15 protein-coding genes are annotated in these 15,337 nt (G+C 64.1%); 8 read left to right on the top strand and 7 right to left on the bottom strand.

Features of this window, described 5'->3' with window-relative positions:
• Nucleotides 1–29: 29 nt before the first annotated feature.
• The gene (locus tag ACW5W4_RS07020) at nucleotides 30–1,088 is read right to left on the bottom strand and encodes a porin (protein ID WP_456688894.1); all 1,059 of its coding nucleotides are present in this window, start codon (nucleotides 1,086–1,088) and stop codon (nucleotides 30–32) included.
• 249 nt (nucleotides 1,089–1,337) lie between these two features.
• Here ACW5W4_RS07020 and glpX point away from each other — a divergent pair, with 249 nt between their 5' ends.
• Nucleotides 1,338–2,348, top strand: coding sequence for a class II fructose-bisphosphatase (gene glpX, locus ACW5W4_RS07015; RefSeq protein ID WP_427262789.1), 1,011 nt, complete (start codon nucleotides 1,338–1,340; stop codon nucleotides 2,346–2,348).
• A gap of 235 nt (nucleotides 2,349–2,583) precedes the next feature.
• Nucleotides 2,584–2,835, top strand: a complete 252-nt coding sequence (locus tag ACW5W4_RS07010) for a YkgJ family cysteine cluster protein (protein ID WP_456688893.1) — start codon at nucleotides 2,584–2,586, stop codon at nucleotides 2,833–2,835.
• Between the two features lie 88 nt (nucleotides 2,836–2,923).
• Here ACW5W4_RS07010 and ACW5W4_RS07005 read toward each other — a convergent pair whose 3' ends face one another.
• Genes ACW5W4_RS07005 through hemC form a run of 4 tightly spaced genes read right to left on the bottom strand, consistent with a single transcriptional unit; the run spans nucleotide 2,924 to nucleotide 6,899 of the window.
• A complete protein-coding gene (locus ACW5W4_RS07005; protein WP_456688892.1) occupies nucleotides 2,924–4,087 on the bottom strand; it encodes a heme biosynthesis HemY N-terminal domain-containing protein in 1,164 nt (387 codons plus the stop codon).
• 10 nt (nucleotides 4,088–4,097) lie between these two features.
• A complete protein-coding gene (locus ACW5W4_RS07000) occupies nucleotides 4,098–5,201 on the bottom strand; it encodes a uroporphyrinogen-III C-methyltransferase (protein ID WP_456688891.1) in 1,104 nt (367 codons plus the stop codon).
• Entirely contained in the window at nucleotides 5,198–5,932 is a 735-nt protein-coding gene (locus tag ACW5W4_RS06995) for a uroporphyrinogen-III synthase (protein ID WP_456688890.1), read from the bottom strand. The genes ACW5W4_RS07000 and ACW5W4_RS06995 overlap by 4 nt, the downstream gene beginning before the upstream one ends.
• A 37-nt stretch (nucleotides 5,933–5,969) precedes the next feature.
• On the bottom strand, nucleotides 5,970–6,899 hold the full coding sequence (gene hemC / locus ACW5W4_RS06990; RefSeq protein ID WP_456688889.1) for a hydroxymethylbilane synthase: 930 nt from the start codon (nucleotides 6,897–6,899) through the stop codon (nucleotides 5,970–5,972).
• 323 nt (nucleotides 6,900–7,222) lie between these two features.
• Between hemC and ACW5W4_RS06985 the strand changes: the two genes are divergently transcribed.
• A complete protein-coding gene (locus ACW5W4_RS06985; RefSeq protein WP_456688888.1) occupies nucleotides 7,223–9,742 on the top strand; it encodes a class I adenylate cyclase in 2,520 nt (839 codons plus the stop codon).
• 159 nt (nucleotides 9,743–9,901) lie between these two features.
• On the opposite strand, the gene ACW5W4_RS06980 is transcribed toward ACW5W4_RS06985, so the two are convergent.
• Together ACW5W4_RS06980 and cyaY are read right to left on the bottom strand one after the other, a co-directional pair.
• Entirely contained in the window at nucleotides 9,902–10,555 is a 654-nt protein-coding gene (locus tag ACW5W4_RS06980; RefSeq protein ID WP_427262795.1) for an alpha/beta hydrolase, read from the bottom strand.
• Nucleotides 10,552–10,866: an iron donor protein CyaY gene (gene cyaY, locus ACW5W4_RS06975; RefSeq protein ID WP_042000644.1), complete on the bottom strand. Its 315-nt coding sequence runs from the start codon at nucleotides 10,864–10,866 to the stop codon at nucleotides 10,552–10,554. Before cyaY ends, ACW5W4_RS06980 begins: the two co-directional genes overlap by 4 nt.
• Before the next feature lie 73 nt (nucleotides 10,867–10,939).
• Here cyaY and lptM point away from each other — a divergent pair, with 73 nt between their 5' ends.
• The 5 genes from lptM to xerC all read left to right on the top strand — a co-directional run bounded on the left by lptM (nucleotide 10,940) and on the right by xerC (nucleotide 15,336).
• On the top strand, nucleotides 10,940–11,158 hold the full coding sequence (gene lptM, locus ACW5W4_RS06970) for an LPS translocon maturation chaperone LptM (protein ID WP_408796269.1): 219 nt from the start codon (nucleotides 10,940–10,942) through the stop codon (nucleotides 11,156–11,158).
• An 18-nt stretch (nucleotides 11,159–11,176) separates the two neighbouring features.
• On the top strand, nucleotides 11,177–12,427 hold the full coding sequence (lysA, locus tag ACW5W4_RS06965) for a diaminopimelate decarboxylase (RefSeq protein ID WP_427262796.1): 1,251 nt from the start codon (nucleotides 11,177–11,179) through the stop codon (nucleotides 12,425–12,427).
• Between the two features lie 270 nt (nucleotides 12,428–12,697).
• A complete protein-coding gene (gene dapF, locus ACW5W4_RS06960) occupies nucleotides 12,698–13,528 on the top strand; it encodes a diaminopimelate epimerase (RefSeq protein ID WP_456688887.1) in 831 nt (276 codons plus the stop codon).
• Between the two features lie 175 nt (nucleotides 13,529–13,703).
• Nucleotides 13,704–14,393 carry a DUF484 family protein gene (locus ACW5W4_RS06955; RefSeq protein WP_456688886.1) on the top strand — a complete coding sequence of 230 codons (690 nt, stop codon included), beginning with the start codon at nucleotides 13,704–13,706 and terminating at the stop codon, nucleotides 14,391–14,393.
• Complete coding sequence (gene xerC / locus ACW5W4_RS06950; protein ID WP_456688885.1) at nucleotides 14,377–15,336, top strand: tyrosine recombinase XerC; 960 nt, start codon at nucleotides 14,377–14,379, stop codon at nucleotides 15,334–15,336. The genes ACW5W4_RS06955 and xerC overlap by 17 nt, the downstream gene beginning before the upstream one ends.
• The last annotated feature ends 1 nt before the right edge of the window (nucleotide 15,337 follow it).

Below are 15,337 nucleotides of genomic sequence, written 5' to 3'. Positions count from 1 at the left end.
GGTCTTGTCGTTTCTGGGCAGGGTCTGACTTAGAAGTCGTAGCGGGCGGCCAGCTGGAAGTCGTCCTTGTTGGCGACGGCCTTGTTCGACTGACTGTCCAGGTTGTTGATGCGGTACTCGCCGATCACCCGGAAGTTGCTGTTGAACTTGTACTGGGCGCCCAGGGTGTAGTAGTCGATGGAGTCGACGTCATCCTTGCCCTTCTGCTCGATCTCCTGCTTGTTCCACAGGGCCATCAGGCCGATGCCGTTGCTGAAGTTGTAACCCAGGGCGGCTTCCCAACCCGTGTGGTCCTTGTCGGTCCCCAGGAAGTCGCTGCCGTCGGCATAGCTCAGGGCGGCGTAGACGGCCTTGTCGTCATACTTGGCGGAGATGAGCCACAGCTTGGCGTCCTTCTCGCCATCCTGTTGGCGCAGGCCGACGTTGTAGGCGGTACCGAGGGAGAGGTTGAACGGGAAGGTGTAGGCGACGGCGGCGCCGTAGGCCGGATCGCTGTCCTTGCTGCCCTCGTCTTCGGTGTCGCCACCATCAAACTTGTAGCTGGTATCGAGCTGGAAGCCGTTGAACAGGCCCGAGTATTTCAGCACGGAACCGGCGCGGTTGGTGGCGAAGGTGTCGGTCTTGGCGCCCAGCGCCTCGTTGCCGTAGCCATCGGAGAGGGAGACATCGGTCCAGTCAGCCAGGAAGCCCGGGGCCCCTTTCTGGCGGCCGAAGGTGACATTGCCCCAGTCGGCGCCCACCCCGGCGAAGGCCAGGCGGGTACGCATGTTGTCCGAGTCATCGCTGATGGTCTTCTCGCTGTCGTTGACGTACAGCTGCAGCTCGTACTGGGCCAGCGCCTTGAGGTTGCTGTTGATCTGGCTGTCGACCTTGGCACCGAAGCGGACGAACTGGTTCGCACCCTGCTTGCCGCTGTAGTCGTTCTTGATGTCACCGTTGTCATCCAGCTCCTTCTTGTCACCGAAGAAGTGGCCGGCATAGATGCGGCCATAGAGGTCGAGCTTGGTGGTGTCATTCTTGAAAACTTCGACGGCCTGGGCCTGGAAGGCGGCGGTCATTGCCAGCGCTACTACTGTCAGCTTTTTCATTTTAATCCCTTGTGTTGCAAGCTTTTGCTGTAAAAGACGGGGCTATGCTAGGGAGGCTGGATGACGGCTGCGTGACTGAAAAATGAAGTCTAAATGGTGGTTGTGTGTCGGTTTGGTGACAGGGCGGAAGGGGGGGATGTTGGCTGGCCGGGCGGTAAAAATACGGCAACCGCGCAGTTTTGCGCGCAAAGGTTTGCCCTTGTGGTAGAATGCCGCCCGTTTTTCGAGCTCCAATAGGTTGGATTAGCGATGAGACGTGAACTGGCAATCGAATTTTCCCGAGTGACGGAAGCGGCTGCACTGGCTGGCTACAAGTGGCTCGGACGTGGTGACAAGAATATCGCCGATGGTGCGGCCGTGGCGGCCATGCGTCATATCCTCAACCAGATCGATATCAATGGCGAGATAGTGATCGGCGAGGGTGAGATCGACGAGGCTCCCATGCTCTACATCGGGGAGCAGGTGGGCACGGGCCAGGGGGATGCGGTAGACATCGCCGTCGACCCGATCGAGGGAACCCGCATGACGGCCATGGGCCAGTCCAATGCCCTGGCCGTGCTGGCCGTCGGCGACAAGGGCTCCTTCCTCAAGGCCCCCGACATGTACATGGAAAAGCTGATCGTGGGTCCCAAGGCCAAGGGCGTGATCGACCTGAGCCTGGGATTGGAGCTGAACCTCAAGGCCGTGGCCAAGGCGCTCGGCAAGCCGCTTTCCCGCCTGACCGTCATCACCCTGGCCAAGCCGCGTCATGACAAGGCGATCAAGGAGATGCAGGGGCTGGGGGTGCGGGTGTTCGCCATTCCCGACGGTGACGTCGCCGCGTCCATCCTCACCTGTCTGCCGGACAGCGAAGTCGACATGCTCTATGGCATCGGTGGCGCACCGGAAGGGGTCATCTCGGCGGCGGTGATCCGCGCCCTGGACGGCGACATGCAGGCTCGCCTCATGCCTCGCCACCAGGTCAAGGGGGACGATGCCAATGCCCGTGCCCTGGGGGAGCAGGAGATAGCCCGTTGCATCGATCTGGGTATCGACGTCACCAGGGTGCTCAAGCTGGAAGACTTGGCCAAGAACGACAACGTCATCTTCTCGGCGACTGGCATCACCAAGGGCGACCTGCTGGAAGGCATCAGCAGCGATGGCGTCATGGCGACCACAGAGACCCTGTTGATCCGTGGCAAGTCCAGAACCATCCGCCGCATCAAGTCCATCCATTACCTGGATCGCAAGGACGAGGTCATTCGCGACATCATCCTCTGATCCCGCTGATTGACGCGCGCGTGAGACAAGCCCGGCCCTGTGTCGGGCTTGTTGTTTTCAGGGGGAGTGAGTGCTGGCGTCATTCAGGCTCCGGCGCGCGAGGCCGGGCCGTGAGCGACCTCAGCGGTGAGGGGTTGCGCGATAACTTGCCTGATGACGGGGGGCAGCCGAGATAGTGGTAAGCCGTTGCCGGGCGCTGGGGTAGACTGGGCTTCCCCCTTGGATGGACGTCGTCATGGAATGTCGCTCCGGCTGCGCAGCCTGCTGCATCGCCCCCAGTATCAGCAGTGCCATCCCCGGCATGCCCCAGGGCAAGCCCGCCGGCGTGCCCTGTGTTCAACTCGACGAGCGGCTGGGTTGCCGCCTGTTTGGCCTGCCGGAGCGACCGGCCGTGTGCGGCGGCTTTCGCCCCATGGTGGACGTGTGCGGCACGCACAGAGGGGAGGCCATCTGGCTGCTCGGTGAATGGGAGCGACTAACCTCCTGAGGGCGCCATTGTCCTGGCCCACACCGGCGCCATATGAAAAGAGGCCGCAATCGCGGCCTCTTTTCGTGTCGGTCGTGTCGGCTGGGGACTAGATGCCGGCGAGTTGCAGTGCCTGGCGATAGTACTCGTTGGCCTTGTTGGTGAGGCGGCGCTTGTCCATCAGCTGGCCCATGGCGTGGCAGAGGGCGGCGCTCGGCGCCTTGGCGAGCTCCAGCTCCAGCAGCCGCTGAGCCTCGTCCAGCTGGCCGGCCAGCAGGCAGACTTGGGCGAGGGCCGCCTGGGCGCCGGGTTTGTCCTGCATCTTGCCAAGCAGGGTCAGCAGCGGCTGATAGTCATCCAGTCGCAGCCGGGGCAGTTCGGCCAGCAGTTCGGGATGAGCCTCTTTGCGCAGGGCGTCGAGCCAGAGCCGGGCGGCGGCCTGGTCCCCTTGCAGGGTCTGCAGCTGGCGGCCATAGCCGAGCAGCAGCTCGGGATCCTGACGCAGCTTCTTGGGCATGACCTGCCAGATGGCGGCCAGCTTGTCGGCGTCGCCCGCGCCTTGCTGCAGGCGGCCGATCCAGGCCTGATGGGTCAGCGCCTCCTCCTCCTTGGGAGTGAGCCTGCCGACCTTGTGCAGTATGGGGATCAGCTCCAGCAGGGCCGGCCAGTCCTGGCGGGCGAGCTGCACCTGGCATAGCTGATCCAGCACCATGGGATGGCGGGGATTGAGGGCCCGCAGGGATTCCAGGGTGGCGAGGGCGCTCTCGTACTGGCCCTGCTCTATCTGCAGCTGGGTCTGGGTCAGGGTCAGCGCCAGCTCGGCCTTGGGATGCTCCTCCTGGGCCTGTTGCAGGTAGTGATCCCGGCGACGCTCATCCCCCCTGGCCTGGGCCGCCTTGGCGGCGGAGAGGTAGTTGAGCAGGGGGGTCTCGCTGTTGCGGGCCCCCTTCACCATCAGCTTCTCCGCCTGGCCATACTGGCCCTCGGCGAAGGCCAGGGTCGCGGCCACCGTCTGCTGGTTGGCCTTGCGGCGTCGACGGGAGCCATACCAGCCGAGGGTTCTGCGGCGCAGCCCGAATACCCGCGCCAGCAGCCACTCCACGGCCAGCAGCAGGCCGTAAAACAGGATGGCGAGGATCACGGCGCTGGTCACGGAGGATTCCACCGTGTAGTTGCCAAGGGAGATCATCACATAACCCTTGTTGCCCGACGCCTCGGGGCCGAAGGCCAGGCCCGCCACCATGACGGCAACCAGAATAATCAAACGGATCATGGGGCTCTCCTCAGTTACCGGTCGCGATGCGCTGCAGGCGCTCGGTCAGGACCTGTTCGAGCAGGGCCTGGGAGCTGAACTTGTCCGGGTAGTCGAACTGGATCTGCTCGCCCTTGAGCTTGTCGAGCTCGCCCAGCAGGTAGCGGGTCGCGCTGTTGTCGGTATCGAAGTACTGGCCGAGCCAGCGCTGCGCCTTGTCGATGCTGTCTTCATAGAGCCCCTGCTGCTCGCGGTAGACGGCGAGCTGGGCCTGCAGCAGCTTGGTCTTGAGGTTTTCGCGCAGGTAGATCTCCTGCTGGGGTGAGATGAGCGCCTCGACCGCGCCATCCCGGCGGCGAATGGTGATGAAGTTCTCGGTGAATTTGACCCAGTTCTTCTTCAGGTTGCTCTCCCACTCGTCCGGATTGCTGCTGACCGCCTGGCTCTGCTGCTCCTGGGCGGCGGGCATGGTGACGTTGGAGAGGGGCAGGAGTTCGATCTGATCTTCGAGGGCGGCCAGCTTGAGGGTCAGCCCCTCGCGGTCGATGCGCGGCATCGCCTTGAGCCGGGTGATGTCCTCGGCCAGGGATTTGCGAATGGGCATCAGGCTGGGATCGTTGAGGGCCTTGATGCGCTCGTCGGCGTTGCCGAGCAGGGTGATGGCGGAGACGAGATCGTGTTCCAGCCAGAGCTTGCGGCCCGCCATGCGCACCAGATACTCGGATTCGGCCAGCATCCAGTCATTGGGACGCTTGTCGTTGAGGTCCAGCACCCGGTTCTGCAAGCCCTTGAACTCCTCTTGCAGGGCCTGCTGCACCTTGCCCAGTTCACCGAGCCGGGCACGCTCTTCGCTGCCGCTGTTGGCGAGGCGATCGCTGACCTGGGTCAGTTGCTGCTTGAGTTGCCCCAGCTCGGCCTGCTGCGCCAGGGCGCCCTGATGACCGTGATAGTAGAGCCCCCCGGTCAGCCCCAGGGCGATCAGGATGGCAAGCCCCCCCATGAGCACGCCGGCGCGGCCCTTGCTCTGGGCCGGTTGCTGTGGCTGAGCGGCGGCCTGGCTGGCAGCGTGAGTGGCCTGGGTGGCGGCCTCCTGGCCTGACGCGTCGCTCGTTTGCACGTCTTGTTGTTCTGTCATCGCATCTTCCTCTGTTCCAGGGCGGCCAGCAGGGCCGGATTGGCTGCCCCCTGGGCAATCGTGATATGGAGAAAACCCAACCCTTCGGCCATCTCGGCCACCCGGGCACTGGGGACCACCAACTGGCAGTCGTGCAGCCAGGGGTGTCGATCATCCGGTACCAGCGTCTGTAGACGCTGCAACAACTCCCCGCTGGTGACGAGCAGGCTGTCGACCCCGGCCTGTTGCCACTTCTGGGTCAGCGCCGCGCCATCCTGCTCGGGGTAGTGGCGTTCATAGGTGCAACAATAGTGCACCAGAGCCCCCCTCGAGGCCAGCGTTTGGGCGATGAGATCCCGGCCGCCGTTGCCGCGCAAGATGAGCACGTTTTTGCCCGCCACCCCTTGCAGGGCGGGCAGGGCCAGCAGGCCTTCGCTGCGGGGATCGGCCGGGCAGAGGGCCCTGATGCCGCGTTCGGCGAAGGCCGCCGCGCTGGCGTCCCCCACCGCAAGGTAGTCAATATTTGGCCAGGTCTGACCAGTTTGCAACAGAAAATCATCAGCAAAAAGAACGGCATGGACGCTGACGGCGATGACGATATCCGCCTGGGCCAGCAGGGCGGGCAGCCGTTCGAGTTCGCTGCCCGGGCCCAGGGTGAGCAGGGTGCAGGGGTGGGGGTCGTGGCCGTGGCGGCGCAGCAAGCGTGCCAGCTCCGCGCCTTGCCCGGCGGGGCGAACCACCAGGGGCCTCACCGGGAGATCCCCCTCTCGCAGAGGCCGCCCGGCGTCGTCATGCCTGATAGACCTCGGCCAGTATCTGATCGGCTCCGGCGGCGAGCAGGCGTTCGGCCAGCTGCTGGCCCAGGGCCTCTCCCTGGGCGAGGGGGCCGCGGATCTCGTCGCGCAGCACCCGGCTGCCGTCCGGACTGCCCACCAGGCCACGCAGCCAGATCTCGTCCCCTTGCACCAGGGCGTAGGCACCGATCGGTACCTGACATCCCCCCTGCAGGGCGCGGTTCATGGCGCGCTCGGTCAGCACCCTGGCCCGGGTCTCGGCGTGCTCCAGCGGTGCCAGCAGGGCGTGCAGCTCGTGGTCGTCGTCGCGACACTCGATGCCGACCGCCCCCTGACCATTGGCGGGCAGGCTCTGCTCGGGCTCGATGAAGGCGCGGATCCGCTCCGCCATCTCCAGGCGCAGCAGGCCGGCCGCCGCCAGTATGATGGCGTCATAGTCGCCGGCATCGAGCTTGGCGAGGCGGGTGTTGACGTTGCCACGCAGGTCGCGCACCACCAGGTCCGGCCGGGCGGCGCGCAGCTGGCACTGACGGCGCAGGCTGGAGGTGCCGACCACTGCGCCCTGGGGCAGGTCGGCCACGTTGGCGAAGCGGTTGGAGACGAAGGCATCGCGGGGGTCTTCCCGCTCGCAGATGGTTCTCAGTCCCAATCCTGCCGGAAATTCAACCGGCACGTCTTTCATGGAGTGAACGGCGATATCTGCCCGGCCTTCCAGCATGGCGGTTTCCAACTCTTTGACGAACAGCCCTTTTCCGCCGACTTTGGCCAGAGGGGTATCCAAAATCTTGTCACCCTGGGTGCTCATGGGCAGCAGCTCGACGACGAGCTGTGGGTGCAGGGCCTCGAGCCGTTCTTTGACGAAGTTGGCCTGCCACAGGGCCAGTGGGCTCTTGCGTGTGGCGATTCTCAGGGTACGGGCTGCCATATCAATCAGTTGTTTCATATTTAGAAGGGAAATGATCTTACCACCCTTTGCAGGGGCTTTCATGGCGTGGGCCGCAAAAGCGGGATCCTGGCAAAAAATGAAGGGAAAAAAGGGTTTTCGCTCGGTCCACGCTGAATGTTAACTGAATGATTTAAAAGTATTTATTTATTTTCTGCTGATACTGTTAAACTGACGGTCACAAATAATCCAGCTATTCGCTGTGGGCTTGTTTACCACCGCAGTTAGCATTGTTAACATGATCACACTTTCTTGACGTTTCACCGTTTTGGTGCGTCAATTGCAACCCCCATATAGGCAGGTCATTGCTGGCACAACTCGATGTGCTCGTGTCGCGTTATGACGAGATCAATCGTCTCAAGACGCAGCGGGCGCTAGGTCTCATGAGTCGCTACGGGCAGCAGGTGTTTCACCTGCTGCCCGTCATGCTGCACTTCAATCATCCCCTCCTGCCCGGTTATGTGGCGGGGGATGTGCCCCATGGGATCTGGAGTTTCAAGGCCGATGGCGTGCAGCAAGCCTTCATCGAGGACCTGTGCCAGAACGCCAACTGCCAGGGGGGGCTGGCGACCACGGATCGGGCTATCCAGGGGCTCTACTCCATGGGCAGCACCTCCTCCATCGGTCAGTGCTGCCACTCGGATCTCGACATCTGGGTCTGCCATGTGGCCGGCCTCTCGCCGGATCGGCTGGCTCTGCTGGATCAGAAGTGTCAGCAGCTCTCCAAGTGGGCCGAACAGCGGGGGGTGGATCTCAACTTCTTCCTCATCCCCGAAGACAAGTTCCGCCAGCACAACGATGCCCAGATGCAGGGAGAGAACTGCGGCAGTGCCCAGCACCTCTTGCTGCTCGACGAGTTCTACCGCAGCGCCATGCACATCGCGGGCAAGCGGTTGCTCTGGTACCTGGTGCCCCGTGAATACGATGAACGTTACGACGAGTATGTGACCGGCCTGTTTGCGAGCGGTCAGCTCAGTCAGGATGACTGGCTCGATCTGGGCAGCTTCAACCGCATTCCGGCCGAGGAGTATTTCGGTTCGGCGCTCTGGCAGCTCTACAAGGGCATCGACTCCCCCTACAAGGCGGTGCTCAAATCGGTGCTGATGGAGGCTTACTCCCACGAGTACCCCAACACCCGGCTGCTCTCCTTCATCAGCCGCGACTGGTTCCAGCAAAACGAGGGCATGAGCTTTCGCCAGGACAACTACTGCCTGATGCTGGACAAGGTGACCAACTACCTCAAGTCCATCGGTGACATGGCGCGACTGGACCTGGTGCGCCGCTGCTTCTACCTCAAGGTGTGTGACGGCCTGAGTCATCCCAACCAGGAGGGGTCGCCCCAGTGGCGGCGGGAGCAGCTGGCGCAGCTGGTGGACTACTGGGGCTGGAGCCCGGCGCGGCTCCATCATCTGGATCATCGCCAGGAGTGGAAGGTGGAGCAGGTCAAGGTGGCCTATGCCGAGCTGCTCGAGGCCCTGATGCAGAGCTATCGCAACCTGATCCAGTTCGCCCGGCGCAACAACATCAGCGAGTCCATCAACCCGGAAGACATCGGCATACTGTCGCGCAAGCTCTATGCCGCGTTCGAGAGCCTGCCGGGCAAGGTGCAGCGCATCAACCTCAAGATAGCGCCGGATCTGAGCGAGCCGGATCTCAGCCTGGTGCAGGTGCCTCATGGGCGGCTCAATCGTGCCGGCTGGTACCTCTACAAGCAGTCCCTGGAGCCGGCGGACATCATAGGGCGGGCGCCGCTCGAGCATAACAGCTACATCAGCAAGCTGGTGGCCTGGGCCTATTTCAACGATCTGCTCACGCCCCAGTCCCGGGTGCACCTGTTCAACCAGGGCTCGGATCTGCATATCGACAACCTGCATCAGTTCTGTCGCGATCTGGCCGGCTGCTTCCCGATCAAGTATCCCCGCGCCACCAACCTCGCCCTGAGCCGCCCCTGCGAGATCCGCCAGCTCTCCATCTACCTCAACCTGGAGGTGGATCCCACCAGTCACTGGGTCGGACAGGTGATCGAGTTCGATGCCAACAGCGCGGACGTCTTCTCGTTTGGTCGCAACCTGGAGTGTCTGGTGGGGTCGGTGGATCTGGTCTATCGCAACTCCTGGAGCGAGATCCGCACCCTGCATTTTCGCGGTGACGAGGCCGTGGTCGATGCCCTCACCACCATACTCGGCAAGATGCACCAGGATGCGGCGGCCCCCGAGACCATCGCCGTGTTCTGTTACAGCCAGCACTTCCGCTCCCTGGTGCGCTCCCGCTTCCAGCAGCTGGTGGCCGAGTGCATCGAGCTGCGTCTGGCCCGGGACAAGCAGCAGCTGGTCAAGACGCTGGTCCTCGGCAAGGAGAAGTACGGCATCTTCTTCGAGCGGCGCGGTGTGTCGGTCAAGAAGCTGGAGAATGCCATCGACTTCTACCGGCACATCTCCCACAACAAGCTGGATCACCTGCCGCTGCGCCTCGACAAGACCCACAGCCAGCACCTGCCCGGCATCGTCGATGCCTACGCCAGCGAAGGCCTGGTGCAGTTCTTCTTCGATACCCGCAATGCGGGCACCAACATCTATATCCTGGACGAAGCGAACCGGGTGGAGATCTACCAGCACTTCGCCGGCAACAAGGATGAGCTGGTGGCCGGGGTCAACCGCTTCTACACCTCGAGCCACGAGCGGTTCGGTGACGATGGTCAGCCCGTCAACTTCAACCTGCCCCAGTACTACGAGATAGTGGAGAAGGGGGAAGCGCTGGAGGTGATCCCCTATCGCAGCCAGGGGCTGGGGCGCGAGCCCCAGAGCCCGGCGCGGGAAGTGGGCTGAACCAGCCACCATGATATGAAGAGGGCCGGGAATGCAGGCGCGCGCTGGGTTGGGAGCGGCGGCGGGGGAGGCGCGGGGGGGGCAGGGCGCCCAACCCGCCACCATTATCTCCCGCCCCCCCCCCCCCCCCCCCCTCTCTCTGTTGCGAACGTCGCCGGGTCAGGGCAGGAGGCGCGCCAGCAGCCAGGCGCGGATATCCGCCAGCTGGGGCCGGCAGATCTCGTGGCGCATCGGGTATTCGTGCCACGCGAGGGCCAGGCCCGCCGCCTCCAGCCGCTGTTTGGCATCCCACCCCATGGAGAGGGGCACCACGTCGTCATAGATGCCGTGCATGTAGCAGATGGGCAGGGCGCGGGCGGCCTCGCTCATCTCCTCGACCAGCCTATCCGGCGCCGCCAGGTAGGTGGACATGCAGAGCAGGCCCGCCAGGGTGGCCGGATAACTCAGGGCGGTGAAGGAGGCGATCACGCCTCCCTGGGAGAAGCCGGCCAGGACGATGTTACCCGGGGCAAAGCCTTCGGCCACCAGTTGACTCAGCAGGGCGGCGATACGAGTCGCGGACTCGCGGACATGGGCTTCCACGGCGCGATCCGCCGGGTCGTCGAAGCTTCTGATGTCGTACCAGCCGCGCATCTTGCAGCCCATGTTGATGGTGATGGGGCGCTCGGGGGCATCGGGCAGCAGGTGGCGGATGGGCAGGTCGGCTGGCAAGGCCAGCGCCTCCACCAGGGGGGCCAGCCCGGCGCCGGAGTCCCCCAGGCCATGGAGCCAGATCACGGCATGGCGGGCGCCAGCGGGATGGATGTCAATCATGGAAAGCGCACGTCCTCGCCGGACTGCTGGGTGCAGGCGCGCGCGAGCAGGGCCTTGAGCTCGTGGCCGAAGCGGTTGTCTATCCAGGTGTCCCCTTGCAGCTCGAAGTGGAAGCCGTTCTCCCGGGTAGCGACCCAGATCTGGTGCAGGGGCTCTTGCTTGTTGAGGATGACCTTGGTCTTGTTCTCGAACACCAGGGTCAGCACGCCGCCCGCCCGCTCACAATCGATATCCGGGTAGTTCGCGTCGATGCGGTCTTCCACAGACTGGAAAAAGGTGTCTACCAGGGCGTGATACTCGTGATCCTTCATCGGTTTATCCTGTTGCTTTTAACAATGTGAGTGCGATTATAGAGGGCCAAAAAATTTTTCGCAGCGAACCATTATGATTACTCAACTCGTCCGGTGCCTGTCTGCCGCGCTTCTCTCTCTCGCCCTGGTCGCCTGTGGCCTGAAAGGTCCTCTCTATATGCCGCCTGCCGAGCAGCCGCAGGAGCAAGAGGCCCAGCCAGCCCAGGCGCCGACCGACTCGTCGGATGGCCAGCAGAGCGCACCCCAGACCCCGGCCGAGTCGACCCCAGAGGCTGCGCCGCACTCGTCATAATTTGGAAGGAACCGCCCCTTGGATCACTTTAACTACAATGCCGCCGGTCAGCTGCAGGCCGAACAGACCTCGCTGCAGCAACTGGCCGAGCAGCACGGCACCCCGCTCTACGTCTACTCCCGTGCCACCCTGGAGCGCCACTGGCATGCCTTCGATCAGGCGGCGGGGGACATACCCCACCTGGTCTGCTACGCGGTCAAGGCCAACTCCAACATCGCCATCCTGAACCTGCTGGCCCGCCTGGGCTCCGGTTTTGACATCGTCTCCGGCGGCGAGCTGTCGCGGGTGCTGGCGGCGGGCGGGGATCCGGCCAAGGTGGTCTTCTCCGGCGTGGCCAAGAGTGAGGCCGAGATGCGCCTCGCGCTGGAGAAAGAGATCCTCTGCTTCAATCTGGAGTCCGAAGCCGAGCTGGAGCGTCTCAACCGGGTCGCCGCCAGCATGGGCAAGGTGGCCCCCATCTCGGTGCGGGTCAACCCGGACATCGATGCCGGCACCCACCCCTACATCTCAACCGGCCTCAAACAGAACAAGTTTGGCATCCCCATCGAGCAGGCACCCGCCATCTATCGCAAGGCGGCCGCCATGGCCAACATCGCCATCAAGGGGGTGGATTGCCATATCGGCTCTCAACTTACTGAATTGAATCCCTTTATGGAGGCGGCGGACAAGCTGCTGCGGCTGATCGACGAGCTGGCCGGTGAAGGCATCCATATCCATCACCTGGACGTGGGCGGCGGCCTCGGGGTCAACTATGGCGCCGAGCAGCCGCCGCACCCGACCGAATACGCCGAGGCGCTCAAGGCCAAGCTGGCGGGCCGCGACCTGACCCTGCTGTTCGAGCCGGGACGTGCCATCGTCGCCAACGCCGGCGTGCTGCTGACCCGGGTCGAGTACCTCAAGCCGGGCGAGACCCGCAACTTCGCGTTGATCGACGCCGGCATGAACGACCTGCTGCGCCCGTCTCTCTATGGCGCCTGGATGAACATCATAGAGGTGGACAGCCAGGCCGCTCACGCGCCGGCCCTCTACGACGTGGTGGGCCCGGTGTGCGAGACCGGCGACTTCCTCGGCAAGGAGCGCACCCTGGCCATTGCCGAAGGCTCCTTGCTGGCGGTGCGTTCCGCCGGTGCCTACGGCTTCACCATGTCATCGAACTACAACACCCGCCCCCGCGCCGCCGAGGTGCTGGTGGACGGTGACCAGGCGTTCCTCATCCGCGAGCGTGAGCCGCTGGCCTCGCTCTGGCAGGGCGAACACCTGCTGCCGTGATCCGGGCAGGGGAGCGCGGGAGGGCGAGGGCTGCTCCGGCGCTTCCCTGTATTGAACGCGGGATATTGATTTTTCCAGGATGCATGGGGCCTCGGATAACGCCTTCATGGTGGTGAGCGACCTTTATTGCGGCCTGAACAGCTATTGCGGCCTGAACAGCGCAGGGAAAAAAGATGTTGATTGATTTTTCCAGGATGCATGGGGCCTCGGATAACGACTTCATGGTGATGTACGACCTTTATTGCGGCCTGAACAGCGCAGGGAAAAAAGATGTTGATTGAATTTTCCAAGATGCATGGCCTGGGAAACGACTTCATGGTGGTGGATGGCGTCACCCAGAAGGTGTTCTTCAGCAACGACGTCATCAAGAAGCTGGCGGATCGCCACTTCGGGATAGGGTTCGACCAGCTGCTGCTGGTGGAGCCGCCCTATGATCCCGAGCTCGATTTTCACTACCGTATCTTCAATGCCGATGGCAGTGAGGTGGAGCAGTGCGGCAATGGCGCCCGTTGCTTCGCCCGCTTCGTGCGGCTCAAGGGGCTGATCAACCGGGACAGGATCTCGGTCAGCACGGCCCGTGGCCGCATCACCCTTCAGCTTGAGAACGAGGGGCAGGTCACGGTCAACATGGGGGTGCCCCAGTTCGAGCCGGGCAAGATCCCGTTTCGCGCCCAGAAGGCGGAGAAGACCTACCTGTTGCGGGCCCAGGAGCACACCGTCATGTGCGGCGCCGTCTCCATGGGCAATCCCCACTGCGTCATCGAGGTTCCCTCGGTGGATGATGCCCCGGTCGAGACTCTTGGCCCCATCATGGAGCGCCACGAGCGTTTCCCCGAGCGGGTCAACGTCGGCTTCATGGAGCTGGTGGATGCCACCCAGATCCGGCTGAGGGTGTTCGAGCGCGGGGTGGGGGAGACCCTGGCCTGCGGCACCGGGGCCTGCGCCGCCGCGGTGATCGGCATGAGCCAGGGCAAGCTCAAGGAGCGGGTGACCGTCTTCCTGCCCGGCGGCAAGCTGACCATCGCCTGGAAGGGGCCGGGTCAGCCGGTCTACATGACTGGCCCTGCCGAGCATGTGTTCGACGGCCAGATAGAGCTGTGAGGATCGGCGGCCCGGGCCGCCGTTCTTCTGCCCGGTGCGGGGGCCTATGTCCCCATCTGCAAACGCGACTGTATTTGACGCCCCGATAGGGTTCTAATAGGGGGCCTGGACCACAGGGTCCCCTGTGTCGGCACATCTGGCGCCCACAGGACCATCAAGACGGGATTGAACAAGCATGAGTGAAGCGAAACGGCAGGAGCATGAGGTCGATGAGGCCGAGGTGCTGGCGTACCTGGCCCGTTACCCCGAATTTTTTCAACGACACGCGAGCCTGCTGGATCGGGTGCGCATCCCCCATGAGCGCAGGGGCAGCGTCTCCCTGGTGGAGCGCCAGCTCGAGCGCCAGCGCGACCGCATCGAGCGGCTGGAGCTGGAGATCACCGAGCTGATGAGCCTGGCCAGCGAGAACGAGCGGATCTTTCGCGTCTACACGGATCTCTATGGCGACATCCATGGTTGCCAGACCCTGGGCGAGCTGGTGAACGCCATGCAGCAGGCCTTCGTCGAGCGGCTGCGCCTGTCCGGGCTGCGGCTCTGGCTCAATCCCAGGCAGTGTCAGCCGGGGGAGGAAGGAGCGCGTTTCCTCGCGACGGGCAAGGGGATGGAGCAGCTGATGGGCCAGCGTCTGCCCGGCCAGGGCTTCTACTTCGGCCGCCTCAATCAGAGCGAACAGCAGCTGCTGTTCGGTCAGGGGGTACTGGTGGGCTCGGTGGCGCTGATGCGCCTGGGCGATCTGGGCCTGCTGGCCTTCGCCAGCCCGGATCCCGGTCACTTCACCCCCCACAACGACCCTCTGCTGCTCGGCCAGCTCGGCCGCCTGTTGCAGCTGCGGTTGCCGGCCTTGATCCGTGACGGCCAGCGCTGACGGGCTCGCCGGCCTGCCCCCCGCGTTGGCGCAGGATCTCGGCGATTTCATCGAATACCTGAGGGTGGAGCGCCAGCTGAGCGCCCACACCCGCAACCACTATCTGGCCCACCTCATCGCCATGACGGGCCAGCTGGTGGCGCAGGGGCTGAGCCAGTGGCCCGAGCTCGAGGCGAGCCAGGTGCGCAGCCTGATGAGCCGGATGCACAAGGGGGGGCTGGCGCCCCGCTCGCTCGCCACCAAGTTCTCTGCCCTGCGCAGCTTCTGTGACTGGCAGGTGCGTCAGGGGCGATTGGCGGCGAACCCGGCGCGGGGCATCAGCACCCCCAAGCAGGGGCGCCCCCTGCCCAAGAATCTGGACGTGGACGAGATGTATCAGCTGCTCAACATCACCGACGAGCAGGATCCGCTGGCGGTGCGGGATCGCGCCATCATGGAGCTGATGTACTCCTCCGGCCTGCGGCTGGCGGAGCTGGTGGGGCTGGATCTGACCGATCTGCGCCTGGACGATCGCCAGCTGCGGGTGGTGGGCAAGGGCTCGCGGGAGCGGGTGCTGCCCATAGGGCGCATGGCGCTGGAGTGGCTGCACAAGTGGCTGGCCCTGCGCCCGGCCCTGGCCCCGGCCGAGGAGCCTGCCCTCTTCGTCTCCAGGCAGAGGCGGCGCCTCTCGGCCCGCTCGGTGCAGATGCGCCTCGATGGCTGGGGCGGCAAGCAGGCCCTCAACGCCCATGTGCATCCCCACAAGCTCAGGCACAGCTTCGCGACCCATATGCTGGAGTCGTCGGGGGATCTGCGGGCGGTGCAGGAGCTGCTCGGCCACGCCAACCTCTCCACCACCCAGATCTACACCCACCTCGACTTTCAGCACCTTGCCAAGGTCTATGATGGCGCCCACCCCAGGGCCAGGCGCCATGGCGGCGGCAAGGACGACGAACAGGAGTGAG

The sequence above is a fragment of the Aeromonas crassostreae genome, from assembly GCF_054052445.1.
Note: the sequence above shows the minus strand (reverse complement) of the source record. Positions and strands in the feature narration are given on the sequence as shown.

What these genes read in the sequence shown, in the direction of transcription:
- ACW5W4_RS07020 (WP_456688894.1), bottom strand. Translation starts at nt 1,088, where the DNA reads ATGAAAAAGCTGACAGTAGTAGCGCTGGCAATGACCGCCGCCTTCCAG.
- glpX (WP_427262789.1), top strand. Translation starts at nt 1,338, where the DNA reads ATGAGACGTGAACTGGCAATCGAATTTTCCCGAGTGACGGAAGCGGCT.
- ACW5W4_RS07010 (WP_456688893.1), top strand. Translation starts at nt 2,584, where the DNA reads ATGGAATGTCGCTCCGGCTGCGCAGCCTGCTGCATCGCCCCCAGTATC.
- ACW5W4_RS07005 (WP_456688892.1), bottom strand. Translation starts at nt 4,087, where the DNA reads ATGATCCGTTTGATTATTCTGGTTGCCGTCATGGTGGCGGGCCTGGCC.
- ACW5W4_RS07000 (WP_456688891.1), bottom strand. Translation starts at nt 5,201, where the DNA reads ATGACAGAACAACAAGACGTGCAAACGAGCGACGCGTCAGGCCAGGAG.
- hemC (WP_456688889.1), bottom strand. Translation starts at nt 6,899, where the DNA reads ATGGCAGCCCGTACCCTGAGAATCGCCACACGCAAGAGCCCACTGGCC.
- ACW5W4_RS06980 (WP_427262795.1), bottom strand. Translation starts at nt 10,555, where the DNA reads ATGATTGACATCCATCCCGCTGGCGCCCGCCATGCCGTGATCTGGCTC.
- cyaY (WP_042000644.1), bottom strand. Translation starts at nt 10,866, where the DNA reads ATGAAGGATCACGAGTATCACGCCCTGGTAGACACCTTTTTCCAGTCT.
- lptM (WP_408796269.1), top strand. Translation starts at nt 10,940, where the DNA reads ATGATTACTCAACTCGTCCGGTGCCTGTCTGCCGCGCTTCTCTCTCTC.
- dapF (WP_456688887.1), top strand. Translation starts at nt 12,698, where the DNA reads ATGTTGATTGAATTTTCCAAGATGCATGGCCTGGGAAACGACTTCATG.
- ACW5W4_RS06955 (WP_456688886.1), top strand. Translation starts at nt 13,704, where the DNA reads ATGAGTGAAGCGAAACGGCAGGAGCATGAGGTCGATGAGGCCGAGGTG.